This is a genomic window from uncultured Ralstonia sp., assembly GCA_913056305.1.
In the GTDB taxonomy this organism is placed as follows: Bacteria; Pseudomonadota; Gammaproteobacteria; order Burkholderiales; family Burkholderiaceae; genus Ralstonia.
Genome location: CAJXMR010000013.1, coordinates 1 through 24,518 on the forward strand (window position 1 = coordinate 1; position 24,518 = coordinate 24,518).

Consider the following 24,518-nt stretch of genomic DNA (forward strand, 5'->3'; position numbering starts at 1 on the left):
GCGAAATGAAGGAAGCCACCGAGTGGCACCGCATCGCCTTCTTCGGCCGCCTGGCCGAAATCGCCGGCGAATACCTGAAGAAGGGTTCGCAGGTCTATGTCGAAGGCCGCCTCAAGACTCGTCAGTGGGAGAAGGACGGCCAGAAGCAATACAGCACCGAAATCGTGGCCGAGCAAATGCAGATGCTCGGCGGCCGCCAGGGGATGGGCGGTGAGGGCGGCGGCGGTGGCGGTGGCGGCTACTCGCGCGGCGAAGGCGGCGGCGGTGGCGGTGGTGGTTACGGTGGTGGTCGTGGCCAGGGCGGCGGCGGCATGAGCCGCGGTGAAGGCGGTGGCGGCCAGCAGGGCGGCGGTGCACGCCGTCAGCAAGCGCCGTCGAACGGCTTCGAGGACATGGACGACGATATTCCGTTCTAAAAGGCGCTTCGCCCCACCCGTAAAGAAAGGCCCTGCATCCAGGGCCTTTCTTTTGCCCGTGTCCATCGCCGTAGGACATTGAAAGCCTCCGGCGCTCTGACGGTCACATCAGGAAATATTCGACGCGCGGCCCTCTTGACGCGTGCTGGAGAGCAACAGGCGAACTAGACTACAGGGGACTATGTCTGCCGCCCCAGGGAGAAGCCATGAAACGCGTGATGCAGAGTTTCCTGCTTGCCATTGCCCTGCTGACAGTGGTTGGTGGCACCGTTGGAACTTTTGCGGTCCTCTCTGCGCCGTCGGCGCATGCCGAGCCGTGCGGCGGCCGTGGGTATCCGCAGGGCAATGGCAGCGGCCAGCCATAGCCCGAGTCAGAAAAACTTCGCACAACCCATGAAGAAAGGCCTTGCATGCAGGGCCTTTTCTTTTGCGTGCTACTTGGCCCGCACGTATTGCGGCTGTGTGGCTTGGCAGCTCGCCAGTCGTGCCGCCAGGCTCGCCTCGGTAAAGAGCCCGCTCGTGACCAGCGCGGCACGCTCCTCCGCCGAGAGTCGCCCGCACGTGTAAGCCGTCGCCAGCAGCAGCTGAGTCTTCGGATGCGTCGGGTCCTGCATCAGCCCGAAGTTCGATTCGGCCGCGTTCTTGCCGGGCTCGTCGTAGAGCTCGTAGAACTCCGCCCCTTCGATATTGGCTTCCTTCTGGTTGAGCAGGTGGTCGATATGCGTCTTCAGGCTGACGAGCGCTTTCGCGTCGTCATACGGCTGGCCCTTTAGCGGGGCGTAGATCTCGGCGGCGTTGAGTTCGTTGACGATGACGGGTTTGCCGAGCTGCTTCATCTCCGCAAAGACGTCGATCGTCCCGCCCGGCGCGCTGACCTGGTACGGGCTTGTTCCGGCGCCGTAGTAATAGTGGTAGGCGAGTTTATCGACGAGGGCGCCCTGTGCTTCCAGGAAGGGCACCAGGCCGAAATCCGCGTAGACGGTGTCGACCACCGCGCGCAGCGGCCGCCCGGTGCGGGTGCGCACGTCATGGATGGCGCGCGACATGCCGCGTAACACGGCTGCCCATTGATGCGCCAGCGGGGTCGCGTAGTCGCCGGGCGAGCGGCCGGTGCCGCTCTTGAAGCCTTTGCGCAGGCTCAGTTCGTTCTGCAGCTCCCAGTCGCGGATGTCGGCGGCGAACCGCTCGACGATGGGGCGGACGCGGTCATAGCCCTGGGCTTCGAGGCCGGCATCGGTGCTGGGATAGCGGCCGTTGTCGGTTGCATCGCCCCAGGTAAACGGGACATACAGGATCGGGTGCAGCGTGATGTGGTGCGCGTGGGATAGCGGCACCAAGGTCTGGAGCAACTGCACGGCGGCGGTGCCGTCACCGGTGAGCGGCACATCGAAGCGATAGCTCTTGAGGCCGCGCTGCGCGAGCGTGGCGAACTGCGCGGGGACGTCGCTCCACAACGGCTGGTTCGGGCTGGGGTGCCCGCACACGCCCCAGGTCAGGGCGGGCGCCGCGGTCGCGTTGAAGACGCTACCTGCCAGCAGCGTCGCCAGGAGGCCTCGTCGGGCTGCACGTCTGCGCTGTGTCGTCATGGGGCGTTCACCTTTGCTGAGCGGCTTGTCAGTGTCGACTTGCAGCATGACGCAGATTTTTCTCGCGTCAATGACGTGCAGCAGAATTGCGCGGCAGCGTGGAGAGAACCGCCGGTTTGGCGCGCGGTGATTTACGCGACCGCCGCCGCGGCCGTCGCCTGTTCCAGCAGCGCCTGGGCTGCCTCCCACGCTCGCCCGGCCGCCGATGGGTCGCCGACGGCGCGCGCGTCAGCGGTGGCGCCGCTCAGCAGCATCACACAGACGCCGGCCAGCCACCGCGCCGTGTCGGGTGGGACGGCGTCCTTCAACAGGGACTCGATCAGGCCGAGCAGATCGTCGCGGTAGCGCACGGCCACGTCCGTGACGCTGGGGTTGGTCGGGCCGAATTCCGCCAGCGCGCGCTCGAACAGGCAACCCGAGAACGCCGGGCTGCGGAACCAGGCCTCGTACCAATCGAAGATGCGCTTGAGGCGGGCGGCGGCATCGGGCTGGGGCGCCAGCGCCTGTACCACGCTGCCCATGATGAGCGTGTAGCGCTGCTCCAGCACTTCGCGGATCAGCTCGTCCTTGCTGGCGAAATGGCGGTACAGCGTCATACGCGCGACCCCGGACTCATCGACGATCCAGTCGACGCCGACAGGGTGAAAGCCGTGTTTCGAAAACAGCGCGCTTGCGGTGTCGACAACTTGCTGACGCTTGCTTGCGCGCATGTCTACTTCTCCTGACTACTGGGCCAGCATGTTAGCACCGCCCTCCGCGCCAGATTGTGGAGTTCGGCTGGCGTTGGCCTTAGTTAATCGAAAATCACATCTGGATGCCGTATTTTATGACGCGGTAATGTCATGGAAAACGCCGTTGACACTCGTGTAGACCGATCTATATCATTTGCCCGCAATTCGCACTCCGGGGGTGGGGTGACTGAAGGTGGCTTGCGCGGCGACGGGCAGGTCCATTTCCCGACCGACGGCAAAAATAAAATCGAGGTCAGACGAATGTATTATCGTTTGTTAATAATCGGGGGTCTCCTTTCGCTGGCTGCCTGCGCGCAGAATCCGCCGCCGCCCACGACGGTGCGGATCTGTGACGACCGCGGGTGCGCCGACCGGCCGACCGACCAGGTCGCCTATGACGCGAAGGACGTCAACAAGGAAGATCCGCGCATCGCCGCGCTCAAGGAAGTCGCGAAAACCGAGCCGAAAGCCGCGTACGACCTGGCTTTGCGCTACTTCCGCGGTGACGGCGTGCGCCAGGACAGCTACCAGGCGCTGGTCTGGATGCGTGAATCCGCCGAGCACGGCAACCTCGCGGCGCAAAAGGCACTCGGCAACTTCTATCTGTTCGGCCTCGAGGAAATGGGCTCCGACCCGCGCGAAGCCGATAAATGGCTGTCGATCGCGGCCAGCCGCGGCGACAAGGAATCGAAAAAGCTGCTCGAAGAAGCCCGCCGCGCGAAGCGCTCCGACGAAGAAGACTTCAAATGGCGCACGCAGTGGCGCAGCGTTTATTACGGCTATTGGTATTCGGGCTATCCGTACCTCGGCGTCTGGCGTCAGACGAACTGGTACTGGTATTGACCGGATATCGGCAGCATTAAGGCGGTTCGGGGGGTCCGCACGCCTTGCCAGGGGGGCTTATTGAGTCGCAGGACGCATAAGCCGCATATCGACTCAATGGAATCAACAACAATATGAAGACGATTTTCAAGTTCGCAGGGGTGGCGGTGCTCACCGCTTCGCTCGCGGCGTGCGGCGGGATGGTGACGCCGGGCGGCCAGAACGCCGGCGTGACCGGTGCGGCAGGCGGCGCGGCCAGCGCCGGGGCTGATCCGACCTTGCAGCGCTGCGCCGCGCCGCTGGGCACGATCGCCGTCGATGACGGCCGCAATGCCGACTGGTGGGGCCCGTTCGGCAGCGCCACCAAGCTGACGACCATTGACCCGCTGCTGCGCCTGGCGGTGCAGCAGTCCAACTGCTTCGTCATCACGTCGATCGGCAACCAGAAGACCGACGCACGCCTGTCGCGCATCACCGAACTGCAGCGCAACTCCGGCGAATACCGCGCCGGTTCGAAGCAGCAGAAGGGCCAGCGCGTGGCGGCCGACTACTACCTGGAGCCGGCGATCATCATCAACGACTCGGGGATCGGCGGGATCGGCGGCGCGATCGGTGGCCTGGTCGGCAACAGCGCGATTGCCGCGCTGGCCGGCAGCGTGAAGCAGAAGGCATCGGTGGTGACGCTGACGCTGTTCGACGTGCGCTCGGCCGTGCAGATTGCCGCTGCCGAAGGCAGCTCGACCGCGACCAACTACGGCGCCCTGCTCGGCGGCTTCGGCGGCGGCGTGGGCGGTGGCCTGGCCGGCTTCTCGTCGACGCCGGAAGGCAAGGCAACGGTGGTCGCCTTTATCGACGCGTGGAACAAGATGGTCGTCGCGCTGCGCAACTACAAGGCGCAGGACGTGAGCGGCGGCCTGGGCCGTGGCGGCACGCTGAAGGTCAACTGATCGGGTTGATCGCAGGCAGGGGGGTGCAGCGCCCCAGCCTGAGGCAAGAAAAAAACCCGCGGCGGTAGCGTCGCGGGTTTTTTCTTTGGGGCGCGCCGATCGGCGTGACGGCTAGCGAGGCCGCTCCATGGCGCTGAAGACGGCCATCCCCGCCAGCATGGCGCCGACAAAGCCCCACGCCTTGGGCACGCCGGCGCCAAGCGCCACCAGCGCCGGGCCGGGGCAGAACCCGGCCAGGCCCCAGCCGATGCCGAACGCCGCGCTGCCGAGCACCAGCCGCAGGGTGACCGCCGTACTGGCCGGCAACTGGATCGACAGCCCGAGCAGCGAGCGAGCGCGCCGCCGCGCCACGAAGAACGCCACCACGGCCAGCAGCACCGCGCCGGCCATCACGAAGGCGAGCGACGGATCCCAACGGCCGGTCAGGTCGAGAAAGCCGAGCACCTTGGCCGGGTTGGCCATGCCCGACAGCATGAGCCCGACGCCAAACAGCGCGCCGGCGATGAGGGCAGCGAAGACGATCACATCAGCCTCCCAGCACGTGCCGCTGCACGAAGACGGTGACGAAGCCGGCCGCCATGAACGTCGCCGTGGCCACCAGGGAGCGCACCGAACCGCGCGACAGCCCACACACGCCGTGGCCGCTGGTGCAGCCGCCCGCGTAGCGCGTGCCGAGCCCGACCAGGAAGCCGGCGGCTAGCACCTCGCCCCAGCCGGCCTCGATGTCCGGCACCAGCGGATGGCCCGCCAGCGCGGCCACCACCGGCGCGCCGATCAGCCCGAGCAGGAAGGCCGCGCGCCAGGCCCACTCGTCCATTCCGCCGCGCGGGCGTTCCAGCAGTCCGCCCAGGATGCCGCTGATGCCCGCAATGCGGCCGTTGAACAGCACCAGCACGGCCGCCGCCATGCCAATGACCAGCCCGCCGATCAGGGCCGGGCCAGGGGTGAAGTGCGTGAAATCGATCGTCATGTGGGCAGACTGGCGGGAGGCTTGGATTCAATTAAGATTTCAATAATATATAAATTTGTAGATTGATGTGCGGGCATATCGCCCGGGCCGGAGGATGGAGCGCGGTTGCGGCGTAAAGAGCACTTGCGGCGTCTTTCCACTACAGTGGTTTCTTTCCCCCGGAGACCTCCCGATGAAAGCCTGGATGCTCGACCAACCCGGCCAGCCACTCGCCCTGCGTGACATCGACGCTCCCGCGCCGCGCCCCGGCGCCGTGCTCGTGCGCATGCAGGCGGTGCCCCTGCTCAGCTACACGCGCACCTATCTGGAGGGCCGCCTGCCGTATGCCTATCCGCCCGGGCCGTTCACGCCCGGCACCAACGGCATCGGCGAGGTCGCGGCGCTGGGCGAGGGTGTGCTGGCGTATCGCGTCGGTCAGCGGGTGGCGGTCAATCCGTACTGGATTGCCAACGAGGCGGTGCGCGAGCCGGCACAGGCGCTGATCGGCCTGACCGGCATCAGTGCCGACAGCGGCGCGTTGCTGGCGGCCTTTCCGCATGGCACGTGGCGCGAGCTGGCCGAGTTTCCCGCCTCGACGCTGATCCCGCTGGATGGCCTGGGCGACGTGCCGGCCGAGCGCCTGGCTGCGCTGGCCAAGTTTGCGGTGCCGTTTGGCGGATTGCGGCGCGGGCGGCTGGCGGCCGGCGAGGTGGTGGCGGTCAACGGCGCGGGCGGCTACTTCGGCTCGGCCGCGGTGCTGGCGGCGTTGGCCATGGGCGCAAGCCGGGTGGTCGCGCTGGGGCGCCGCCGCGCATCGCTCGAGCCGTTGGTGGCGCTCGGGCATGGCCGTGTCGCCGCGGTGGTGCTCACGGGGGATGCAGACGCCGACAGCGCCGCCATCCGCGCGGCCACCGGCCCGGCGGGCGGGGTTGACCTAGCCTTCGACATGGTCGGCCAGGCCAAGGACGCGCACGCCACGCTGGCCGCGCTCAAGACCTTGCGCCGCCAAGGCCGCCTCGTGCTGATGGGCAGCATGCAGGTGCCGCTGCCGATTCCCTATGGCGAGTTGATGCGCAACAACTGGGAGCTGATCGGCCACTTCATGTACACGCCGGCCGACTACGCCGCGCTGGTGGCGCTGGCGGCATCCGGCCAGTTGCCGCTCGATGCGGTGGATGTGCAGAGCTTCGGCTTCACGGACCTGGAAGCCGCCATCGACGCGGCGGGCAGCATGGCGGGCCTGCAGTCCACCGTGGTGCGTTTTGGGGGCTGACTGCGGCCGCCTGACTGCGCCGGGCGTTCAGCCCAGCCGGATCACGTAGCCTTCGCGCGGGTGCGTGCGCCCGGCATGCAGCGCGGCAATGCGCGCCTGCGCGGCGCCCATGCCGTCTTCCTCGATCAGCGTGAGCCAGCCGTTGGCGGGCGCACGCACGTGGTCGATGAAGCGGCGCTGCGCGGCGTTGAACTTCTCGGTGACGACGGCCGGGCCCCAATCTGCGTTGCGCTTGCGGATCTGTACGGGCGCAAAGTAGAACTGGGGTGCGGGGCCGGGCAGGTCGGTGGCCGCGATGAAGTCGGTGTTCTGCGCGGAGCCGGCAAAGCAGTCGTACACCAGCGCGCTCCCGAAATGCTCGTGCACGCGCCGGCGCAGCGCCACGTCGCCGGAGAAGTCGACGTACAGCGTAAGGATGTCGGTGGCCAGCGTTTCCAGCGTGTCGTAGGTGGCGCTGTCGTGGTAGCAGCGCAGGCTGTCGACAAAGGGGCGGTTGCCGGACGAAGTGAGCGCGGTGAGCGTCAGGCCCGGCGTGTCCTGCAGGCAGAACGCGGTGCCATACGCGGTCTTGCTCGACGCGCTGGAGAACACCAGCCGCCGCGCGCCGAAGAAGGCGTTGTCGGCGAGGAAATCCGCCAGCATGAACGACGTGATGAACAGCGGCCGGTACAGCATCTGGTAGCTCTCCAGCGCTGGGTCGTAGGCCTCGTCGTGCGTCACGCGGGTGTACTGGTTGTAGGCGGAGACCAGCGCCTTACGGTGCGCGGCGCCGTCGTAGAAGCCGCGCGGCGACACGCGCTCGGGCTGCATGCGGATATGCGTAGCAATCGGGAAGTAGCCGTAGAAGCGCTCGCCCACCTCGACACCCTCCACCGTCGAGGCCACCACATCGGCGAAGCCCCACACCGGCATATGGCCCCAGCCGTCCTGGCCGGTGGGGAAGAAATCCCAGTACTGCATCGCATCGCCGAAGGCCGCGTAAGTGATGTTGTTGGTGGTGAGCGCGAAGCGGTCCAGGCGCAGCACGATCTCGCCGGGGGCAGCGGTGGGAGTGGCAGCGGCGCTTTCCAGGCGGCTTTCGTTTAGGGCATGCTTGCGCGTGAAGAGCCGCTGGTATGGGGCGTTCATAGTGTCTCCTTCATCCACAGGATCGATTGGTCGATGGCTTCACTCTATCGCCGGCCGCGCGGCGCCGGGTTCGGAAACGCCGATGCGCCCGGTGTTTCCTCGCCAAGCCCCGCCCGGCCGTTGAAGCGGCCATCGCAGGCGCGCGCGAAGTTCACCGTGCAGGCCATCTACGAGGCGTTTGTTCGGATTTGGCAGCGCGACGGCGCAGACGGCGCCACCACGCGCGCGGTGGCGCTGGAGGCCGGCTGCTCGGTCGGCACGCTGTACGAATACTTCCCCAACAAGGACGCACTGCTCTCCGGCTACGTGCGGCACACCATCGAGACGCTGCTCGCGCGCATCCAGGCCGAGGTGGTCGAGGCCGCCGGCATGCCGTGGACGCAGCGCGTCCGCCATCTCGTGCGCCTGACCTGCGGCGACGCGGCGCTCAGCCCGCCGTATTTCGACCGCGCCATGCTGATGCGTGAAGAGCGCATCGCCGAGTCCAGGCACCACCGGCGCTTCTTCGACGAACTGTGCGCCGTGTGGCGGCGGGCGCTGGACGCCTGTCCCGATCTGCCGGCCCCGCCGGATGACGCGCTGCTGCGCACACTGGTGACGGCGATGTGGGGCGCGCGGCGCTACCGCCTGCTGCTGCCCGATGCACCACCCGCGCACGATGACTGGATCGGCGCCATGGAGCGCCTCTGCCTGCACACCCTCACCGCGCCGCTGCCGGCTTGACACCACGTGTTGCCCGCACCGGGTGCATGCCCATTGTCCTGGCGCGGCTTCATCGCTACGCTGATCGGAGAGCAAGAGGGAAGGGCCATGAGCTGGCAGAACTGGGTGGTGTCGTGGATGACGCGCAACCGCGTCAAGAGGCCGACCGAGCGCGAGCCGTTCGATCCGTTCGCCACGCGCCGCAATGCCGAGATCCGCACGCTGCCGATGCCGATGCGCATGCCCGAGGATTGGCGCGTCGTGCCCGCCAACGGCAGCCGCGTGCCGGGCGAATGGATTGAACCGGCCGATCCCGATGCCATCGGCGACACGCCGCCCGTGGTGCTCTACCTGCACGGCGGCGGCTACTTCTTCTGCAGCCCGCGCACGCACCGCTCCATTACCGTGGGCCTGGCCATGCATGCGCGGGCGCGAGTGTACGTGCCGGAATACCGTCTGGCGCCCGAGCATCCGTTCCCGGCGCCGGTGGAAGATGCGGTGCATGTCTATCGCACGCTGCTGGGGCAGGGCATTGCACCGTCGCGCATCGTGGTGGCAGGGGATTCGGCGGGCGGCGGGCTGTCGCTTGCGCTGCTGGTGGCGCTGCGGGATGCCGGTGATGCGCTGCCGGCCGGTGCGATCCTGTATTCGCCATGGACAGACCTGGCCGCCACCGGCGCCAGCCTGGTCGAGAACGACGAGAGCGACGTGATGTTCCGTGGCGCGTGGGTGGCGCACGGCGCCGCGCTCTACCTGGGGGATTCCGGCGTGCCGGTCGACCATCCGCTGGCCTCGCCGCTGTATGCCGACTTCACCGGCCTGCCGCCGCTGCACTGCTACGTCAGCTCCAGCGAGGTCCTGCGCGACGACACCCTCCGTATGGCGGAGCGGGCCAGGGCCGCCGGGGTATCCGTTTCGGTGGAAATGGGCCGGCGGCTCCCACATGTGTGGCCGATCTTCTATCCTTTCTTACCAGAGGCGCGCAAAGCACTGCGGCAGTCGGGTGAGATGGTGCGGTTCATGACCGCTCACCATGCGCATGCGGCCGTATTGGCCTCGGTATGACAGGTCTGACACAGACGGCGCCCGCGAGCGCCGCACACATAAGCGGCACAGAACGGGGAGCCCATCATGCGTCGGGTGATGGTATTGGGGTTGGTGCTGGTGGCCGTAACGGTCGCCTGGCAGTGGAGCCGGCACAACCGCGCGCGGCTGGCGGACGTCCGCTTCGCGCCCATCGAGACGGTTGCCGCGGCCACGGATAGCCCGCCTGCCAGCGCCACGCTCCTGCTGGGCCCCTCCAAGGCCTACTGGCTGAAGACCTGCGATGACAAGCTGGGCCCGATGCACGTGACCGTGCACACCCAGGAAACCCCGCTGCTCTTCAGCAACGACCGCAGCGTCGACCAATTGACCGCAGAGGCACCGCCGTACGATCGCGCTGCGCGCGTGCTCGGCAAGACTTACGCCACGCTGGCGGCTCGCTTCGAGGTCACCACGCACTACATGGCACTGCCGACGCAGCCGCCCACCACCTGCCTGCGGCCGTCGATCGACGTGGAGCTGGTGCTGAGCGATTTCCGGGTGACGGTGGCGCGCGAGTTTGCGCCGGGCACCTGCGCCTATGGCGAGATCCGCGCGCACGAGCTGCGGCACGTGGCGGTCAACCGCGGCGTGCTGCCGCGCGCCGCCGAGGTGATCCGCCAGGAGATCCAACGCAGGTACGGCGATCAGCTGTACTTCGGCGATCCGGACCGTATTGGCGCCAGCCTGGAAGACGAGCTGAGCCGCCACTGGCTGCCGCGCGTGCAGTCGTTGATCGAGCTGGGGCTACAGGCGCACGAGCAGATCGACACGCCCCAGGAGCAGGAGCGCATGAGCCGCGTGTGCAATGGCGAGGTGCAGGCCGTGCTGCAGCAGCTGTCGCCCAGCTAGCAACAGCAGTCGGGAGGGGCGTCAGGCGGCCGGACGGTGCCCGGCGCGCGCCTGCAGTTGCTCGGTGGCTTGCTGCACGAGGGTTTCCGGCGGCAGCGCGATGTCCACCACGATGGCGTCGGTCGGTTCTTCCAGCGCATCGAACTGGCTGCGCAGCAGGGCCGGGTTGAAGAAGTGGTCCTTGCGTGCGGACAGGCGGCCTTGCAGCAGCTCGAAATCGCCCTTCAGGTAGACGAACTCGGCGTTGCCCGCCGGGCCGCGCAGCACGTCGCGGTAACGCTGCTTGAGCGCGGAGCATGCCACCACCAGCGAGCGGCTGCCGCTGGTCATCTCGTCCATGTAGGCGCGGATGGCTTCGAGCCAGGGCTTGCGGTCGTCGTCATTGAGCGGAATGCCGGCGTGCATCTTGGCGCGATTGGCGTCGCTATGGAACTCGTCGCCATCGCGGAAGGCGCAGCCCAGCCGCTCGGCAATCATGCGGCCCACCGTCGACTTGCCGCACCCAGACACACCCATCACCACCACGATCATCGCGAATCCCGCATGCAAAAACGTCAGGCCGGCATGTTAGCGCGCCTGTGACGATCGGCCGGGATTTTTGCTGCTGCGGTGCAGCATCTTGTTCCGCGTCATTGTTCGTTCTGGGGCGGATTGCCAAATGCGTCAAGCTGCGTCAAATTGCGGGCAAAGCAGTCCGTAGAGTCATTCAAAACAAGGCTCAAAAGGCCAACGTTGAACTGGAGGAGACGTCCATGGCTGGTGAAGTATTTGACCCGCGTCCGCGCAATGGGGTGTCGTATGTAGTGGGTGACACCGCGGTGCCGCTGGCGCACGTGACGGTGCCCGCGCTGCTGGAGGCGACGGTGCGCCGCTGTCCCGAGGCGGAGGCGGCGGTGTTTCGCGAACAAGGCGTGCGCTGGACCTGGCGCGCCTTTGCCGAGCAGGTCGACGCGCTGGCCGCCGGCCTGCATGCGCTCGGGCTGGAGCGTGGCGATCGCATCGGCATCTGGTCACCCAACCGTTATGAATGGGTGCTCACGCAGTTTGCGACGGCGCGCCTGGGGCTCATCCTCGTCAACATCAATCCGGCATACCGGCTCTCCGAACTGGAGTACGCGCTCAACAAGGTCGGCTGCAAGGCCATCGTGGCGGCCGAGGCGTTCAAGACCTCGCGCTACCTGGAGATGCTGCAGACGCTTGCGCCCGAGCTGGCCACGGCGCAGCCCGGTGCGCTGCAGGCCGCCAAGCTGCCGGCGCTGCGCTGGGTCATCCGCACGGGCGAGGCCGCCACGCCTGGCATGATCAATTTCGCCGACGTGATTGCGCGCGGCAAGGGCGTACCCGTTGATGCGCTCGACGCCATCACCGCCACGCTGTCGCCGGATGACGCCATCAATATCCAGTTCACCAGCGGCACCACCGGTGCGCCCAAGGGGGCCACGCTCACGCACGTGAACGTGGTCAACAACGCGCGCTTCGTCGCCATGGCGATGAACCTGCAGGCCGGCGATCGCTTGTGCATCCCTGTGCCGCTGTACCACTGCTTCGGGATGGTGATGTCGGTGCTCACGTGCACCGCCACCGGCGCCTGCATGGTGTTCCCCGGCGAGGCCTTCGACCCGCTCGCCACGCTGCGCACCGTGGCCGAGGAGCGCTGCACCGCGCTGCACGGCGTGCCCACCATGTTCATCGCGCAGCTCGATCACCCCGAGTTCCGCAGCTTTGATGTGTCGAGCCTGCGCGGCGGCATCATGGCCGGCTCACCGTGCCCGATCGAGGTGATGAAGCGCGTGGTGGCCGAGCTGAACCTGCGCGAGGTCACCATCGCCTACGGCATGACCGAGACGAGCCCGGTGTCGTTCCAGAGCGCGGTGACCGACCCGCTCGACAAGCGCGTGACCACCGTGGGCCGCATCCAGCCGCATCTGCAGGTCAAGCTGGTGGACGGCGCGGGCGAGGTGGTGCCGGTGGGCGAAAAGGGCGAGCTGTGCACCAAGGGCTATTCGGTCATGCTCGGCTACTGGGACGACGAGGCCAAGACCGCCGAGTCCATCCACGACGGTTGGATGCGCACGGGCGACCTTGCCACCTTCGACGCCGACGGCTACTGCAACATCGTTGGCCGCGTGAAGGACATGCTCATCCGTGGCGGCGAGAACGTCTACCCGCGCGAGATCGAGGAGTTCCTGTTCCGCCATCCGAAGGTGCAGGCCGTCAACGTGTTCGGCGTGCCTGACCCGAAATATGGCGAGGAGGTGTGCGCCTGGATCGTCCTCAAGCCTGGGCAACAAGCGACGGAAGAGGAGATCCGCGCCTTCTGCCAGGGCCAGATTGCGCACTACAAGATCCCGCGCTACATCCGCTTCGTCACCGAAATGCCGATGACGGTGACGGGCAAGGTACAGAAATTCATCATGCGCGACCGCATGATCGAGGAGCTGAAGCTGAGCGTGGCCCCCACGGCTTAGCCTGTCGTAAAGCCAAGCGCGGCGCGCGGTTTCTCGGATGAAATGCCGATAGGCCGCGCGCCACATGTCGCACGCATGACGCTCTGCACGATCGGCGTGCCATGGCGTGCGGGCGGGTGATGGAACCGCTGGGTCCTGCAATGGGGCCCGGTCGCACCGAGACCTTCGGCTCGTCAGCGTTTTGCCCTTGCGCAGGTGGTCGGCTTGTCGTTGGGCACGGCCCTCCGGCGAAGGCCTCAAGCGAGCGCTTCGCCGCCATGCCGCTGGCAGGTGCCTGTTGCGATGCCCCTTGCCTTGCCAGTGTTCCGACAACGAATGTGCTCGCTGGCCCGCGCTTGTATCAGGCCTGAAACCCATTTGCTGTCTGCGCAGTGAAACGCTGCGCGCAGGCGCATCCGCAGGGTGCGTGCGGGTTTCGGGCCATCGTTGCAGCGGCATCCGGAGGCACGCATCTGGATGCGTGTTTCAGCGCTGCAACCGAATCCGCAAAAACCCTCCTCCAAAAAGCGCAGATCCTGACACGTTTGCCTCGTGCGTTTTGCGCATACGGGCGGACCGTCCGCGAATCCTTCGCGTTTTCAATGGCTTGGCAACCTGATGCGCGAAGGCGCGTCAAGATGGCATCGAATATGCGAACTGCGCCCCCTGGGGTGGGTGAGGTTCTCCCAGTGTGTTGTTAGACCACCCTTCTCTCTTTCTGGAGTGCGCTATGAAGAAAACGTTACTGGCCACCGCGATTGCCATGGGATTGGGGGTCTCCGGCGTTGCATTGGCTGACATCGGGAATACGGCAAATGGCGGGAGTAACACCCAGACCACGAATGCCGCGATCACCAACACAAGTACGGACACAGACACCACAACGACAACAACGGATAACTCCAACCAACATAACAACCAAAGCCAGGGCAGCAACCGCAATAACAGCGGTTTGGCAGATGCCTCCGCCTGGGGCGCCGCAGCCGCCAACAATGGCAGCAGCGCGGTTTCCAACTTCAACGTCAGCAAGGCCATCGCCATCTCCAAGCTGGAAGGCACCGTGACCAACATCCAAGTGCATGACATCGGCAATACCGCCAGCAATTGGGGTACGGCCAATGGCGGCAGCGGTGGTCATGGTGGCAACGGCCATGGTGGCAACGGCTCGGGCGGCACGGCTGGCAACGGCGGTGCTGGCGGTGCCGGCGGCTCGGGCGGCGGCGCTAGCAATGGCAGCGCCACGGCAGGCAATGCCTCTAACGGCAGCGCGAGCAACGGCAGCGCCTCGGCGGGTGACGGCGGCAACGGCGGCAATGCCAATGGCCATGCCGGCAACGGTGGGGCGGGCGGCAGCTCCGGCACGCTCTCGGCCAGCCTGGGTGCAGGTCTGGGCGGCTTGGCAGGCAGTGCCAGCGCGGCCGGCGGCGGTGGCGGCGGCAATGGCGGCGGCAGCGGTGCCACCGGCGGTGCCTCCAACAACCACCATGGTTCCGGCGCGTCGTCGGGTGGTAACGCAGGCAGCGCAGGCGGTGCTGGCGCCGCGGGCGGCTCGGCATCGAGCGGCACGTCGACGGCCTCTGGCGGTGCAGGCACGGGTAGCAGCACCTCGGGCGGCACCAGCGCAGGCGGCGCGGGCGGCACTGGCGGCGCGAACGCCAATGTGGCCGGCAACGGCGGCGCAGGCGGCTCGGCCACCAACGGCAGCGCAACCAACGGTGGCGCAACCACCTCGGCCAGCAATGGCAGCGCGACTGGCGGCAACGCCGCGGTGGGTGCCATGGGTGGCGCTGGCGGCACGGGCGGCACTGGCAATGGCGGCGTCGGTAACGGCGCAATGGGCGGTGTGGGCGGTGCGGGTGGCACGGTGGTTGTGGATGCGGGCACGTTCAACATGTCCAATGCCATGACCAGTGTCGGCCAATCGGCTGCCGGGGTGATGATCGCGAACCAGAACAGCGGCTTCGCGTCCCTCGTCCAACAGAGCGTCAACGTGCAAGCCAACCTGAATGTCGGCCATTGAGGCGGCATCGGGCATGAGCGGGGAAGTGCCGCCGCCGGTCTGATGGCGGCGGCTGAACGGGTCGGATCGCGCTGCGGTCCGGCCCCCCGTCGGAACGTGAAGGAGACTTTCGATGCGATCCGACACAGCAGCAGGATGGGCGGCATGGCTGTTCGCATGCGGCCTCGCGGCGTGGCCCGCGGCGATGGCGATGGCGGCGGATGATGCCCCGGTCGCAGACGTGTCCCAGCCAGCCGAAGTGGAAGCGGCGCGTCCCCCGGTCGCCGCGGCCGCAACGGTGCCTGGGCTCGGTCATGCGGTCGATGCAGCGGCGCTCGATGGCTATCGCGGCGGTATGGAGACGTTGAACCAGACCGTCAATGACATGCGGTTGTCCGGCACCGTGTCGGACAACTCCGCCGTCAACGTGGCAACGGGTTCCAACATCGTGCGCGACGGCTCGTTTGCCAATGCGAGCGGGATCCCCACGGTCATCCAGAACACCGGAGCGAACGTGCTGATCCAGAACGCCACCATCGTCAACGTGCAGTTCCGGCCCTAACGTCTTCATGTTGACGAGGGGGTGATGCGATGCGCGAGGTAGGCGGCGCGATGCTGATGGCGATCGCGGGAATGCTGGCGCCAGTGTCGGTGAGCGCCGGTGCGATCGACATGCTGGGCGCGGGCGGTGCGTTGTACGACGTGCCGGTCACCAGCATCAGGGAGGCGCGCTTTGCGCGCACCATCCATCAGCGTTTCGACTTCAGCTGCGGCTCGGCCGCGGTGGCGACGCTGTTGACCTACCAGTACGGCTATCCCGTCACCGAGCAGGCGGTGTTCCAGTCGATGTACCTGCACGGCAACCAGCAGAAGATCCAGCAGGAGGGTTTCTCGCTGCTCGATATCAAGCGCTATCTCGAATCGCAAGGCTTCGAGGCCGACGGCTTCGAGCAGCCGCTGGATGCATTGCGGACGGCCCATCTGCCGGCCATCGTGCTGTTGAACGAGAACGGCTACCACCACTTCGTGGTGGTCAAGGGGGTGCAGAAAGAGCGTGTGCTGGTGGGCGATCCGGCCATGGGCACGCGCGCGATGCCACGGGCGGCCTTCGAGCGCACGTGGGACAACCATTTGCTGTTCGTCATCCACAACCGTGAAGAGCGCGCGTCGTTCAACACCTTTGCGGATTGGCGCGTTGCACCGCGCGCGCCGCTGGAAGAAGGCATGGACCGCAGCGGCCTGGGGAACATCGTGATCCCCAAGCATGGTCCATCGGACTTCTGAGCGGCGGCGCGCAGGAGGGCATCATGGGACGGTTTGGATGGGCGGCCTGTGCCGCAGGCTTGCTGGCCTGGGCGGGCGCGGGCCACGCCTGGGCGGGCGGTTTGAACGATGAAGCCAACGAGGTGGACGAGGCCGGCAGCGTGGGTGCGATCACCAACCCCGTGCACGCGTGGAAGGCCGTATCGGAAGACAAGCTCGACGACATGCGCGGTGGCTTCGACATTCCGTCGGCGGCCAACCTGCACATCTCGTTCGGCATCGATCGCGCGGTCTATATCAATGGCGATCTGGTGGCGAACGTGTCGGTCACCATTCCCGACATCTCACGCATCACGGCCGACCAGGCGCACCAGCTCGCCAACGTCGTCAACACGGTCAACCTGGTGCAGAACGGGCCGAACAATACGTTCACGCCCGATGCCGGAACCGGTGCGGCGGCCGCGACCGTGATCCAGAACACGCTGAGCAGCCAGACGCTGCAGTCGCTCACCACCATCAATGCGGCGGTCAACAGCCTGCCGCAGTTCCGCCAGCTGAACCTGGGCAGCGTGCTGCAGAGCGCGCTGGCAAACGTGGTGAACCTGCACTGAGCCGCGCCAGGCGGTTCAGTGCAGTGGATGCGGATGGGGCGGCGCGGTTCAGAACTGGATCGGCAGCCGCAGCGTGACCGTCACGTCGGGCGTGTCGCGCGTCAGGCCCGCGCCCACCGACAGGTTGAGCGTCATCTTGGGCGAGAGCCGGTACGAGTACCCCACCAGCAGCGTGCCCAGGATGGAGCGCGTCGAGCCCGGCACCGTCACGCCGTTCTGCTTGGTCGACCCGATGATGCTCTGGTCGTAGCCGATCGAGAACGCGGCCTTCTCGTTCAGCGCCAGCCCCATGCCGAAGTTGAACCCGATGATGTCGCCGGCCTTGATGTTGCCCAGGAACTGCTGCGAGCCGTCGACCAGATGCAGGCTCACGTCCTTGCGCTCGAAGTTGTGCAGGTAGCTGACGCTGCCGAAGAACACCGCCGGATCGGTTGGATACAGCCAGGTCAGGCCCGGCTGCAGCGCGAAAAAGCCCGAGCCCGTGGGTTGCTGCAGGGGCAGCCCGGTGCCGGTGGTGTTGCTCACGCAGCGCGTGACGCAATCGGTGGTGACTTCAAACGGGTCCTTGCCGGTGCGTGACTTGAAGCGCAGCCAGCCGATGGTGAACGGCTTGTCGACACCGCCTGCGCTGATCTGGTAGCGCGCGGTCAGCTCCGCGTCGCCGATGCCGTGGCCGCGCGAGTTGAAGGCGTTGTCGCTGGCGGTGCCGGTGAACAGCTCGCGGCTGACGGTGTCGCTCGTGCTGTAGACGTAGGGCATGCGCGCTTCGACCTCCCACCGCTTGGCCAGGCCGTAGCGCACGGTGGCCGTACCCGTCAGGGTGGTGGTTTTGACTTGGCGGATATCGATCAGGCCGATCAGCAGCGCGGGGATGATGGTGTAGCCCACCAGCGCCACGCGGTCGGACGACGAATACGCCATCTGCAGCGACGGCTCGAACACCACCTTGCCGGGCGGCGTGAGCGCGCTGGGCTCATCGAAGATCTGCGCGACGCGCGGCGGCTTGTCGGTGTCGGCCGGCGGCTTGCCGACCGGCGCGGCGCCGGGCTGGGCGTTCTGCGTCATCTGCGCGGCGGCGTCGCCGGTGGTGCCGGCGGCCGTGCCTGCGTCCACGCCCGCGCCGGGCGCACCCGCGCCGCGCAGGGTGTCGAGCTCGCCCATGCCGAGCGTGCGCCGCATGTCGTTCAGGCGCGCTTCCTGTTGCTGGATCGACCGTTTGAGTTCGAGCAGATGCGCCTGCTCGTCGGCAAGTTGCCGTTGCAGGGTTTCGAGGCTGGGCGGCCTGTCGTCCACCACCTCGTTCGTGACTTGCGCGAGTACCGGCCTGCCGCAGATCAGCAGGCATGCGCATGCAACCGCGCGTAGCGGCCACCATGGCGTGTGCGTCATGGCAATGTCCCCGTCGAGAGCACCCGGTCCCCAACGGCAGACGGGCACTTCACGATTTCCCCCGGGTGGCTTGTACTGCGGTTCCACTATAGGCGAGTGAGCGCGAAACGAAAGCCCCGTGCGGGTCCCCAAAATGGAGGAGGCGGCGTATGCCGTTTGGTCGACGTACGGGCATGAAAAAAGGCGCCCGAGGGCGCCTTGGCGTGCGATAGGTCAGCGCTTACTGACGCGCATTGCGGAGGTTATCCGGCCACGGCGTGTTGTAGTTGGTGCGGAACGGATTGATGTCCAGCCCGCCGCGCCGCGTATAGCGCGCATACACCGCTAGCTTGACCGGGCGGCACTGTCGCAGGATGTCGGTGAAGATGCGCTCGACGCACTGCTCGTGGAATTCGTTATGCTCGCGGAACGAGATCAGGTATTTGAGCAGCCCTTCCTGGTTGATCGGCGCGCCCACGTAGCGGATCTGCACGCTGCCCCAGTCCGGCTGGCCCGTCACCAGGCAGTTGGACTTGAGCAGGTGCGAGACCAGTGTTTCTTCCACCGGGCTTTCTTCCTCGTCTGCATGCAGCAGCTCGGGCGTGGGCTGGTAGACGTCGGTCTCGATATCGAGACGATCGAGCGACAGGCCACCCAGCTCGCCCATCTTCTGCCGCGCAAATTCTTCCGGCGGCACGATGCGCACCTGCACCGGCGCACCGCATGCCTCAGACAGGTCGTGGTGGATCAACTGCTGCAGTGCCTCGGCCGACGCCACCTTGGTCTGGTTGAACGAGTTCAGGTACAGCTTGAACGACTTCGACTCGACGATGTTGGGCGAATCCGACGGCACGATCACCGTGCCGATCGCCACCTGCGGCTTGCCGCGCAGGTTCAGCCACGACAGCTCGTACAGGTTCCACAGGTCCACGCCGAAGAAGGGCAGGGCGCTGCCGACGGGCAGGCCGATCTCGTCGCGCTTGCCCTGGCGCGGAATCGGGAACAGCAGGCTCGGGTCGTACTGCGTCGTGTAGGCCGAGGCCTTGCCCAGTGGCGAGTGTTCGGGGTGGTTGCTCATGACAATACTCAGCTCAGCGCGGGACGATTACAGGAACAGACTGTAGACCGGGTTCTCGCTCTCGTCCCAGGACTTGTAGCCCAGCGTGGTGAGGAAGGCCTTGAACTCGCGCTTCTCGTTCTTCGGCACCTGGATGCCCACCAGGATGTTGCTCGAATCCGCGCCCTGGTTGCGGTAGTGGAACAGGCTGATGTTCCAGTTCGGGCTCATGCTGGAGAGGAACTTCATCAGCGCGCCCGGCCGCTCGGGGAATTCGAAGCGGTACAGCAGCTCGTTCTCGGCCAGCGGCGAATGCCCTCCCACCATGTAGCGGATGTGCTGCTTGGCGAGTTCGTCATTGGACAGGTCCAGCGTCGGGAAGCCGTGCTTGCGGAAGTTCTCGGCGATCTTGTCGCCCTCCGCGCGCGAGGCGATCTGCACGCCCACGAAGATGTGCGCGGCGTCCTTGCTGGCGATGCGGTAGTTGAACTCCGTCACGTTGCGGGACCAGCCGACCAGCTCGCAGAAGCGCTTGAAGCTGCCGCGCTCTTCCGGAATCGTCACAGCGAACACGGCTTCGCGTGCCTCGCCCACCTCAGCGCGTTCGGCCACGAAGCGCAGGCGGTCGAAGTTCATGTTGGCGCCGCTGGCCACGGCCACCAGTGACTCGTTCTTCAGCTTGGTTCGCTCGGCGTATTGCTTGAGGCCGGCCAGCGCCAGCGCGCCTGACGGCTCCAGCAGGCTGCGTGTGTCCTGGAACACGTCCTTGAGCGCCGCGCAGATGGCATCCGTATCCACCGTGATGATCTCGTCGACCAGCTCGCGCGTGACGCGGAAGGTCTCCTTGCCCACCAGCTTGACCGCGGTGCCGTCGGCAAACAGGCCCACGTCCTTCAGCTCAACGCGCTTGCCGGCGGCCACCGAACGCGCCATCGCGTCGGAGTCGACGCTCTGCACGCCGATCACCTTGATGTCCGGCCGCACGGCCTTCACGTAGGCCGCGATGCCCGAGATCAGCCCGCCGCCGCCGATGGCTGCGAAGATGGCGTGGATCGGCTGCGGATGCTGGCGCAGGATCTCCATGGCAATCGTGCCCTGGCCGGCGATCACCTCCGGATCGTCGAACGGGTGCACGAAGGTGTAGCCGTGCTTCTCTTGCAGCTTGGCGGCGTGGTTGTAGGCGTCGGAATAGCTCTCGCCGTGCAGCACGACTTCGACCCACTCGCCGCCGCGCGAACGCACGCCGTCAATCTTGAGCTGCGGTGTCGTCACCGGCATGCAGATGATCGCCTTGCACTCCATCCGGGCCGCGCTGAACGCCACGCCCTGCGCGTGGTTGCCGGCCGAGGCCGTAATCACCCCGCGCTTGCGCTCGGCAGGCGTGAGCGAGGCCATCTTGTTGTAGGCGCCGCGCAGCTTGAACGAGAACACCGGCTGGTCGTCCTCGCGCTTGAGGTAGACGCGGTTGCCGGTGCGCGCCGACAGGTTGGGCGCGAACTTGAGCTCGGTTTCCTGGGCGACGTCGTAGACCTTCGCGGTCAGGATCTTCTTGAGGTAATCGATGGCCATGGTGCGGACCGGAGTGGACGGGGGAGAGCCCGTAAGCCTATCACGCGCCGCCTTGCCGGACTGGCCGGCCGGTCGGTACACTGCCCTCGCCGCGCGCGGGCGCGGCCTATCTTCGGCGCGAGGCTCCCCATGAACACCCCGTCGTCCCCCTCCCGGCCTTCCCGGCATACACGCCGGGGCCGCAAGGTCTGGTCCGGCACCCAGCAAGTCATCGCGCACGGCATGCCGTCGCTGGGTTGGCGCGACATCTACCACCACGCGCTGGCGGTGAACTGGCCGACCTTCTTTGCCGCGCTGGCGACGCTGTTCCTCACCCTCAACGCGATCTTCGCCGGGCTGTATTCGCTGGGCGATGCGCCGATCGCCAACCAGTCGCCGGCGGGCTTCGCTGGGGCGTTCTTCTTCAGCGTTGAGACGCTCGCCACCGTCGGCTACGGCGACATGCATCCCCAGACGATGTACGCGCATATCGTCGCCACGATGGAGATCTTCATCGGCATGTCGGGTATCGCCATGGCCACGGGGCTGGTGTTCGCGCGCTTCTCGCGCCCACGCGCCAAGATCATGTTTGTGCGCAATCCGGTGGTACGCACGCTCAACGGCAAGACTACGCTGATGCTGCGCGCCGCCAATGCACGCCAGAACGTCATCGCCGAGGCGAAGGCCAAGCTGCGCTTGCTGCAGGACGAACGCTCGCCCGAGGGTTACACGATCTACAAGATCCGCGACCTCACGCTGGTGCGCAGCGAGCATCCGATCTTCCTGCTCGGCTGGATCCTGATGCACGAGATCGACGAGACGAGCCCGCTGTTCGGCGCCACCGCCGAGTCGCTCGCCGCCGGCGATGCCATGCTGCTGCTCACCATCGAAGGCTCCGACGAGACCGCCGCCCAGACCCTGCAGGCACGCCACTCCTGGCAACATGATGAGATCCGCTGGGGTTATCGCTTTGTCGACCTGATGCACGACGAAGGCAGCGTGACCCACGTCGACTACGGCAACTTCCACGAGATCGTGCCAGTGGATGAGCCGGCGGGTCAGGCCTGAGCGCGACTGCTTGCGGAGCGCTCCATGAGCGCCGCAATCACGCACGCTTCGGCCAAGGCGATGACGGCCCAGAAGCCGAGTTCAGCCAGCACCAGCACCAGCGGTTCGCCAAGCATGTTGATCGGCGTGAAGACCTCGAAGAACAGATAACCCAGCACGAAATTGAGGCCGGCGAAGCGCAGCGCACGGGGCAGCACGCCCGCTGGCCACGCGGGCGCCAGCCAGCCGTAGAGGCCCGCGTGCACCAGGCCGAACAGTAGGAAGACGACGAACATCGGCGCGGGGTTGGCGACGACCAGCGGCAGCGGTTCGATCTGGGTCCAGACCGCGATCAGCTTGTGGCTCTGGATCGGCGAGGTGAGCAGGAACCCGCCGCCATTCCAGCCGAAGCCGATCCATCGGAATGTCAGCAATATCACGACGTTGAAGGTCAGGCCGCCGGCCAGTCCGGCGATGAGCACTCGGGGCATGCGGCCTCCCACGTGTGGAACGGGTTGTACCGTGATCCGGGCAGTATAGGTTGCCGTTCCGGGCGCGCCAGGCCGGGGTGTGGCGCGGGTCCGGCACAATAGCCGCTTCCGTACTGCCTGGATGCGCCGTGGCCCTGAACCTCGTCTGGCTCGCCTTCTTCCTCGTTGCCTTCGTCACCGCCTGCGTGCAGGTCGTGCAGGGCGACATGGAGGTCTTCTCCCGCATGCTCACCGCCATGTTCGACGCCGCGCGCACCGGCTTCGAGATCGCGCTCGGCCTCACCGGCATGATGGCGCTGTGGCTGGGCATCATGCGCGTGGGCGAGCGCGCCGGCGTGGTGGACCTCTTCGCCCGGCTGGTGAACCCGCTGATGCGGCACCTGTTCCCGTCCGTGCCCGCCGGCCACCCGGCCAACGGCGCGATGATGATGAACGTGTCGGCCAACGTGCTCGGCCTGGACAACGCCGCCACGCCGCTCGGTCTGCAGGCCATGCGCGAGCTGCAGCAGATCAACCCGCAGCCGGCGCGCGCCAGCGACGCGCAACTGATGTTCGTGGTGCTCAACACGGCGGGCGTGACGCTGGTGCCCACTTCCGTCATCGCCATCCGCCAGGCGATGGCGGTCAAACAGGGGCTGGTCGGCTTCAATGCGGCGGACATCTTCCTGCCGACACTGCTGTCCACCTTTATCGGCTTCTGCGCGGGCATCGCGGCGGTGGCCTGGTACCAGCGCATCAACCTGTTCAGGCCGGCGCTGCTGGCGTACTTCGGCGGCTTCATCGCGGCGATGGGGCTGCTGTTTGCGTGGCTGCGCCAGTTTCCGCCGCAGCAGATGGCGGCGTGGATCGGGCTGATCGGCGCGGGCGCCATCCTGACCATCGTGGTGGCGTTCCTGGCGTGCGGGGCCATCCGCCGCATCAACGTGTACGAGACCTTCGTCGATGGCGCCAAGGATGGCTTCCAGGTGGCGATCGGCATCGTGCCGTACCTGGTGGCGGTGCTGGTGGGCATTGCCGTGTTCCGCGCCGCGGGCTGCATGGACTTCCTGATGCAGGGGCTGTCGGCGGCCTTCTCGCACCTCGGCATCGACACGCGCTTCGTACCGGCGCTGCCGGTGGGCCTGATGAAGACGCTGTCCGGCGCCGGCGCGCGCGGCCTGATGGTGGACGTGATGACCACCTACGGCGTCGACTCCTTCCAGGGCAAGCTGGCCGCCATCATCCAGGGCTCGACCGAGACCACCTTCTACGTGCTGGCCGTGTACTTCGGCAGCGTCGGCATCAAGGACACGCGCTACGCGCTGGCCTGCGGGCTGTGGGCCGACCTGATCGGGCTGGTGGGTGCGGTGCTGATCGCCTACCTGTTCTTCGGCTGATGGGGGCGATGGGGTAGGGCGGCCCCCAAGCGACGTCACCGCCGCCCGCGCCCTACAATCGACCGCATGGAACAGTGGATCACCTGGCTGCTCGCCACCCTGGCCTTGCCCAACGTCGGGCTGCCCGCCATCTTCATCGTCAGCTTCATCTCGGCGACCTTGCTGCCGTTGGGCTCGGAGCCGGCGGTGTTTGCCTATATCAAGCTCAACCCAGAGATGTTCTGGCCGGCCATCATCGTGGCCACCATCGGCAACACGCTGGGCGGCGTGGTCGACTGGTGGATGGGCTATGCCGCCAAGCTGGCGCTGGTGCGCTACCACCTCTCGCGCCGCCGCCGCCAGCACGACACCGAGCACGTCCAGCATGTGCCGCACCCGCAGCGCCACCGTGCGCCGCCGCTCGACAAAAAGTACTTCCGCTGGATGCGCCGTATCGGGCCGGCGTCCTTGCTGGTGTCATGGCTGCCGGGCATCGGTGATCCGCTCTGCACGCTGGCCGGCTGGCTGCGCCTGTCGTTCTGGCCCAGCGTCATGTACATGGCGATCGGCAAGTTCCTGCGCTATGTCGCCATGACCACTGCACTACTGACGCTGCCCGACAGCTTCTGGCAGGGCATGTTCGGGTGGCTCAAGGGCGCCCTGATGTGACGGTGGTGTGATCTTTGCGGCGCTTGCGCGGCCGTGCGCTTTTCGCAACCTGTTGAAAACGCGGCAGTTTTGGCCCCCATGCTCCCGGCAGGGATACCGTTGCTGCAACGCATCAACATTGAACCTTGCAGTACAATTCCCCTTTAAAGACCGCGCGGCCAGGACCGAATATCG

The 24,518-nt window shown here is 66.7% G+C and carries 26 protein-coding genes; 16 read left to right on the forward strand and 10 right to left on the reverse strand.

The features are described from left to right. A partial coding sequence (ssb, locus tag QZ609_RS03985) for a single-stranded DNA-binding protein (RefSeq protein ID WP_295491371.1) occupies positions 1-416 on the forward strand: 416 nt, incomplete at its 5' end. Positions 417-622: 206 nt separating this feature from the next. Further along, positions 623-781 (forward strand): hypothetical protein, encoded by a 159-nt coding sequence (locus QZ609_RS03990; RefSeq protein ID WP_295491372.1) that lies wholly within the window; start codon positions 623-625, stop codon positions 779-781. A 69-nt stretch (positions 782-850) separates the two neighbouring features. Here QZ609_RS03990 and QZ609_RS03995 read toward each other — a convergent pair whose 3' ends face one another. Together QZ609_RS03995 and QZ609_RS04000 are read right to left on the reverse strand one after the other, a co-directional pair. Continuing rightward, on the reverse strand, positions 851-2,002 hold the full coding sequence (locus QZ609_RS03995) for a hypothetical protein (protein ID WP_295491375.1): 1,152 nt from the start codon (positions 2,000-2,002) through the stop codon (positions 851-853). Between the two features lie 131 nt (positions 2,003-2,133). After that, positions 2,134-2,712, reverse strand: coding sequence for a TetR/AcrR family transcriptional regulator (locus tag QZ609_RS04000; protein WP_295491377.1), 579 nt, complete (start codon positions 2,710-2,712; stop codon positions 2,134-2,136). Between the two features lie 282 nt (positions 2,713-2,994). Between QZ609_RS04000 and QZ609_RS04005 the strand changes: the two genes are divergently transcribed. Together QZ609_RS04005 and QZ609_RS04010 are read left to right on the forward strand one after the other, a co-directional pair. Next, positions 2,995-3,576: a tetratricopeptide repeat protein gene (locus tag QZ609_RS04005; protein WP_295491492.1), complete on the forward strand. Its 582-nt coding sequence runs from the start codon at positions 2,995-2,997 to the stop codon at positions 3,574-3,576. 113 nt (positions 3,577-3,689) lie between these two features. Next, positions 3,690-4,502 (forward strand): hypothetical protein, encoded by an 813-nt coding sequence (locus QZ609_RS04010; RefSeq protein WP_295491382.1) that lies wholly within the window; start codon positions 3,690-3,692, stop codon positions 4,500-4,502. 111 nt (positions 4,503-4,613) lie between these two features. Here QZ609_RS04010 and QZ609_RS04015 read toward each other — a convergent pair whose 3' ends face one another. Continuing rightward, entirely contained in the window at positions 4,614-5,027 is a 414-nt protein-coding gene (locus QZ609_RS04015; RefSeq protein ID WP_295491384.1) for a DUF6691 family protein, read from the reverse strand. A gap of 1 nt (position 5,028) precedes the next feature. Beyond that, positions 5,029-5,472: a YeeE/YedE family protein gene (locus tag QZ609_RS04020; RefSeq protein ID WP_295491386.1), complete on the reverse strand. Its 444-nt coding sequence runs from the start codon at positions 5,470-5,472 to the stop codon at positions 5,029-5,031. A gap of 172 nt (positions 5,473-5,644) precedes the next feature. Between QZ609_RS04020 and QZ609_RS04025 the strand changes: the two genes are divergently transcribed. After that, a complete protein-coding gene (locus QZ609_RS04025; RefSeq protein WP_295491388.1) occupies positions 5,645-6,724 on the forward strand; it encodes a zinc-binding dehydrogenase in 1,080 nt (359 codons plus the stop codon). 27 nt (positions 6,725-6,751) lie between these two features. Here the strand turns inward: QZ609_RS04025 and QZ609_RS04030 are convergent, their stop codons facing one another. After that, positions 6,752-7,852 carry a DUF2855 family protein gene (locus tag QZ609_RS04030; RefSeq protein ID WP_295491390.1) on the reverse strand — a complete coding sequence of 367 codons (1,101 nt, stop codon included), beginning with the start codon at positions 7,850-7,852 and terminating at the stop codon, positions 6,752-6,754. Positions 7,853-7,885: 33 nt separating this feature from the next. On the opposite strand from QZ609_RS04030, the gene QZ609_RS04035 reads away from it, so the two are divergent. The 3 genes from QZ609_RS04035 (at position 7,886) to QZ609_RS04045 (ending at position 10,489) form a co-directional block, all read left to right on the forward strand. After that, on the forward strand, positions 7,886-8,575 hold the full coding sequence (locus QZ609_RS04035; protein ID WP_295491392.1) for a TetR/AcrR family transcriptional regulator: 690 nt from the start codon (positions 7,886-7,888) through the stop codon (positions 8,573-8,575). Between the two features lie 87 nt (positions 8,576-8,662). Beyond that, positions 8,663-9,619 (forward strand): alpha/beta hydrolase, encoded by a 957-nt coding sequence (locus QZ609_RS04040; protein WP_295491396.1) that lies wholly within the window; start codon positions 8,663-8,665, stop codon positions 9,617-9,619. Between the two features lie 66 nt (positions 9,620-9,685). After that, positions 9,686-10,489: a hypothetical protein gene (locus tag QZ609_RS04045; protein ID WP_295491399.1), complete on the forward strand. Its 804-nt coding sequence runs from the start codon at positions 9,686-9,688 to the stop codon at positions 10,487-10,489. A gap of 21 nt (positions 10,490-10,510) precedes the next feature. On the opposite strand, the gene QZ609_RS04050 is transcribed toward QZ609_RS04045, so the two are convergent. Continuing rightward, positions 10,511-11,020, reverse strand: a complete 510-nt coding sequence (locus tag QZ609_RS04050) for a gluconokinase (protein ID WP_295491401.1) — start codon at positions 11,018-11,020, stop codon at positions 10,511-10,513. Between the two features lie 221 nt (positions 11,021-11,241). On the opposite strand from QZ609_RS04050, the gene QZ609_RS04055 reads away from it, so the two are divergent. The 5 genes from QZ609_RS04055 (at position 11,242) to QZ609_RS04075 (ending at position 16,809) form a co-directional block, all read left to right on the forward strand. After that, complete coding sequence (locus QZ609_RS04055) at positions 11,242-12,957, forward strand: AMP-binding protein (RefSeq protein ID WP_295491403.1); 1,716 nt, start codon at positions 11,242-11,244, stop codon at positions 12,955-12,957. A 709-nt stretch (positions 12,958-13,666) separates the two neighbouring features. Next, positions 13,667-14,956: a hypothetical protein gene (locus QZ609_RS04060; protein ID WP_295491405.1), complete on the forward strand. Its 1,290-nt coding sequence runs from the start codon at positions 13,667-13,669 to the stop codon at positions 14,954-14,956. A gap of 112 nt (positions 14,957-15,068) precedes the next feature. Further along, positions 15,069-15,497 carry a hypothetical protein gene (locus tag QZ609_RS04065; protein WP_295491408.1) on the forward strand — a complete coding sequence of 143 codons (429 nt, stop codon included), beginning with the start codon at positions 15,069-15,071 and terminating at the stop codon, positions 15,495-15,497. A gap of 29 nt (positions 15,498-15,526) precedes the next feature. Further along, positions 15,527-16,219 carry a C39 family peptidase gene (locus tag QZ609_RS04070; protein WP_295491411.1) on the forward strand — a complete coding sequence of 231 codons (693 nt, stop codon included), beginning with the start codon at positions 15,527-15,529 and terminating at the stop codon, positions 16,217-16,219. A 23-nt stretch (positions 16,220-16,242) separates the two neighbouring features. After that, complete coding sequence (locus QZ609_RS04075) at positions 16,243-16,809, forward strand: hypothetical protein (protein WP_295491413.1); 567 nt, start codon at positions 16,243-16,245, stop codon at positions 16,807-16,809. A 48-nt stretch (positions 16,810-16,857) separates the two neighbouring features. On the opposite strand, the gene QZ609_RS04080 is transcribed toward QZ609_RS04075, so the two are convergent. From QZ609_RS04080 to ilvA, 3 genes are all read right to left on the reverse strand, one after another. Then, positions 16,858-18,198, reverse strand: a complete 1,341-nt coding sequence (locus tag QZ609_RS04080; protein ID WP_295491415.1) for a transporter — start codon at positions 18,196-18,198, stop codon at positions 16,858-16,860. Between the two features lie 220 nt (positions 18,199-18,418). Next, entirely contained in the window at positions 18,419-19,255 is an 837-nt protein-coding gene (gene queF, locus QZ609_RS04085) for an NADPH-dependent 7-cyano-7-deazaguanine reductase QueF (RefSeq protein ID WP_295491418.1), read from the reverse strand. A gap of 27 nt (positions 19,256-19,282) precedes the next feature. Next, positions 19,283-20,803 (reverse strand): threonine ammonia-lyase, biosynthetic, encoded by a 1,521-nt coding sequence (gene ilvA / locus QZ609_RS04090; protein WP_295491420.1) that lies wholly within the window; start codon positions 20,801-20,803, stop codon positions 19,283-19,285. 129 nt (positions 20,804-20,932) lie between these two features. Here ilvA and QZ609_RS04095 point away from each other — a divergent pair, with 129 nt between their 5' ends. Further along, the gene (locus QZ609_RS04095) at positions 20,933-21,850 is read left to right on the forward strand and encodes an ion channel (RefSeq protein WP_295491424.1); all 918 of its coding nucleotides are present in this window, start codon (positions 20,933-20,935) and stop codon (positions 21,848-21,850) included. Here the strand turns inward: QZ609_RS04095 and QZ609_RS04100 are convergent. Then, complete coding sequence (locus tag QZ609_RS04100) at positions 21,841-22,320, reverse strand: hypothetical protein (protein WP_295491426.1); 480 nt, start codon at positions 22,318-22,320, stop codon at positions 21,841-21,843. The genes QZ609_RS04095 and QZ609_RS04100 overlap by 10 nt on opposite strands. A 128-nt stretch (positions 22,321-22,448) precedes the next feature. On the opposite strand from QZ609_RS04100, the gene QZ609_RS04105 reads away from it, so the two are divergent. Next, positions 22,449-23,696 carry a nucleoside recognition domain-containing protein gene (locus tag QZ609_RS04105; RefSeq protein WP_295491429.1) on the forward strand — a complete coding sequence of 416 codons (1,248 nt, stop codon included), beginning with the start codon at positions 22,449-22,451 and terminating at the stop codon, positions 23,694-23,696. A gap of 66 nt (positions 23,697-23,762) precedes the next feature. Next, positions 23,763-24,344, forward strand: a complete 582-nt coding sequence (locus QZ609_RS04110; RefSeq protein ID WP_295491432.1) for a YqaA family protein — start codon at positions 23,763-23,765, stop codon at positions 24,342-24,344. The last annotated feature ends 174 nt before the right edge of the window (positions 24,345-24,518 follow it).

Bases quoted from the DNA above. Each gene is read 5' to 3' on its own strand.
- QZ609_RS03990 (WP_295491372.1), top strand. From the start codon at position 623: ATGAAACGCGTGATGCAGAGTTTCCTGCTTGCCATTGCCCTGCTGACA.
- QZ609_RS03995 (WP_295491375.1), bottom strand. From the start codon at position 2,002: ATGACGACACAGCGCAGACGTGCAGCCCGACGAGGCCTCCTGGCGACG.
- QZ609_RS04000 (WP_295491377.1), bottom strand. From the start codon at position 2,712: ATGCGCGCAAGCAAGCGTCAGCAAGTTGTCGACACCGCAAGCGCGCTG.
- QZ609_RS04005 (WP_295491492.1), top strand. From the start codon at position 2,995: ATGTATTATCGTTTGTTAATAATCGGGGGTCTCCTTTCGCTGGCTGCC.
- QZ609_RS04010 (WP_295491382.1), top strand. From the start codon at position 3,690: ATGAAGACGATTTTCAAGTTCGCAGGGGTGGCGGTGCTCACCGCTTCG.
- QZ609_RS04020 (WP_295491386.1), bottom strand. From the start codon at position 5,472: ATGACGATCGATTTCACGCACTTCACCCCTGGCCCGGCCCTGATCGGC.
- QZ609_RS04025 (WP_295491388.1), top strand. From the start codon at position 5,645: ATGAAAGCCTGGATGCTCGACCAACCCGGCCAGCCACTCGCCCTGCGT.
- QZ609_RS04030 (WP_295491390.1), bottom strand. From the start codon at position 7,852: ATGAACGCCCCATACCAGCGGCTCTTCACGCGCAAGCATGCCCTAAAC.
- QZ609_RS04035 (WP_295491392.1), top strand. From the start codon at position 7,886: ATGGCTTCACTCTATCGCCGGCCGCGCGGCGCCGGGTTCGGAAACGCC.
- QZ609_RS04040 (WP_295491396.1), top strand. From the start codon at position 8,663: ATGAGCTGGCAGAACTGGGTGGTGTCGTGGATGACGCGCAACCGCGTC.
- QZ609_RS04045 (WP_295491399.1), top strand. From the start codon at position 9,686: ATGCGTCGGGTGATGGTATTGGGGTTGGTGCTGGTGGCCGTAACGGTC.
- QZ609_RS04050 (WP_295491401.1), bottom strand. From the start codon at position 11,020: ATGATCGTGGTGGTGATGGGTGTGTCTGGGTGCGGCAAGTCGACGGTG.
- QZ609_RS04055 (WP_295491403.1), top strand. From the start codon at position 11,242: ATGGCTGGTGAAGTATTTGACCCGCGTCCGCGCAATGGGGTGTCGTAT.
- QZ609_RS04060 (WP_295491405.1), top strand. From the start codon at position 13,667: ATGAAGAAAACGTTACTGGCCACCGCGATTGCCATGGGATTGGGGGTC.
- QZ609_RS04065 (WP_295491408.1), top strand. From the start codon at position 15,069: ATGCGATCCGACACAGCAGCAGGATGGGCGGCATGGCTGTTCGCATGC.
- QZ609_RS04070 (WP_295491411.1), top strand. From the start codon at position 15,527: ATGCGCGAGGTAGGCGGCGCGATGCTGATGGCGATCGCGGGAATGCTG.
- QZ609_RS04075 (WP_295491413.1), top strand. From the start codon at position 16,243: ATGGGACGGTTTGGATGGGCGGCCTGTGCCGCAGGCTTGCTGGCCTGG.
- QZ609_RS04080 (WP_295491415.1), bottom strand. From the start codon at position 18,198: ATGACGCACACGCCATGGTGGCCGCTACGCGCGGTTGCATGCGCATGC.
- queF (WP_295491418.1), bottom strand. From the start codon at position 19,255: ATGAGCAACCACCCCGAACACTCGCCACTGGGCAAGGCCTCGGCCTAC.
- ilvA (WP_295491420.1), bottom strand. From the start codon at position 20,803: ATGGCCATCGATTACCTCAAGAAGATCCTGACCGCGAAGGTCTACGAC.
- QZ609_RS04095 (WP_295491424.1), top strand. From the start codon at position 20,933: ATGAACACCCCGTCGTCCCCCTCCCGGCCTTCCCGGCATACACGCCGG.
- QZ609_RS04100 (WP_295491426.1), bottom strand. From the start codon at position 22,320: ATGCCCCGAGTGCTCATCGCCGGACTGGCCGGCGGCCTGACCTTCAAC.
- QZ609_RS04110 (WP_295491432.1), top strand. From the start codon at position 23,763: ATGGAACAGTGGATCACCTGGCTGCTCGCCACCCTGGCCTTGCCCAAC.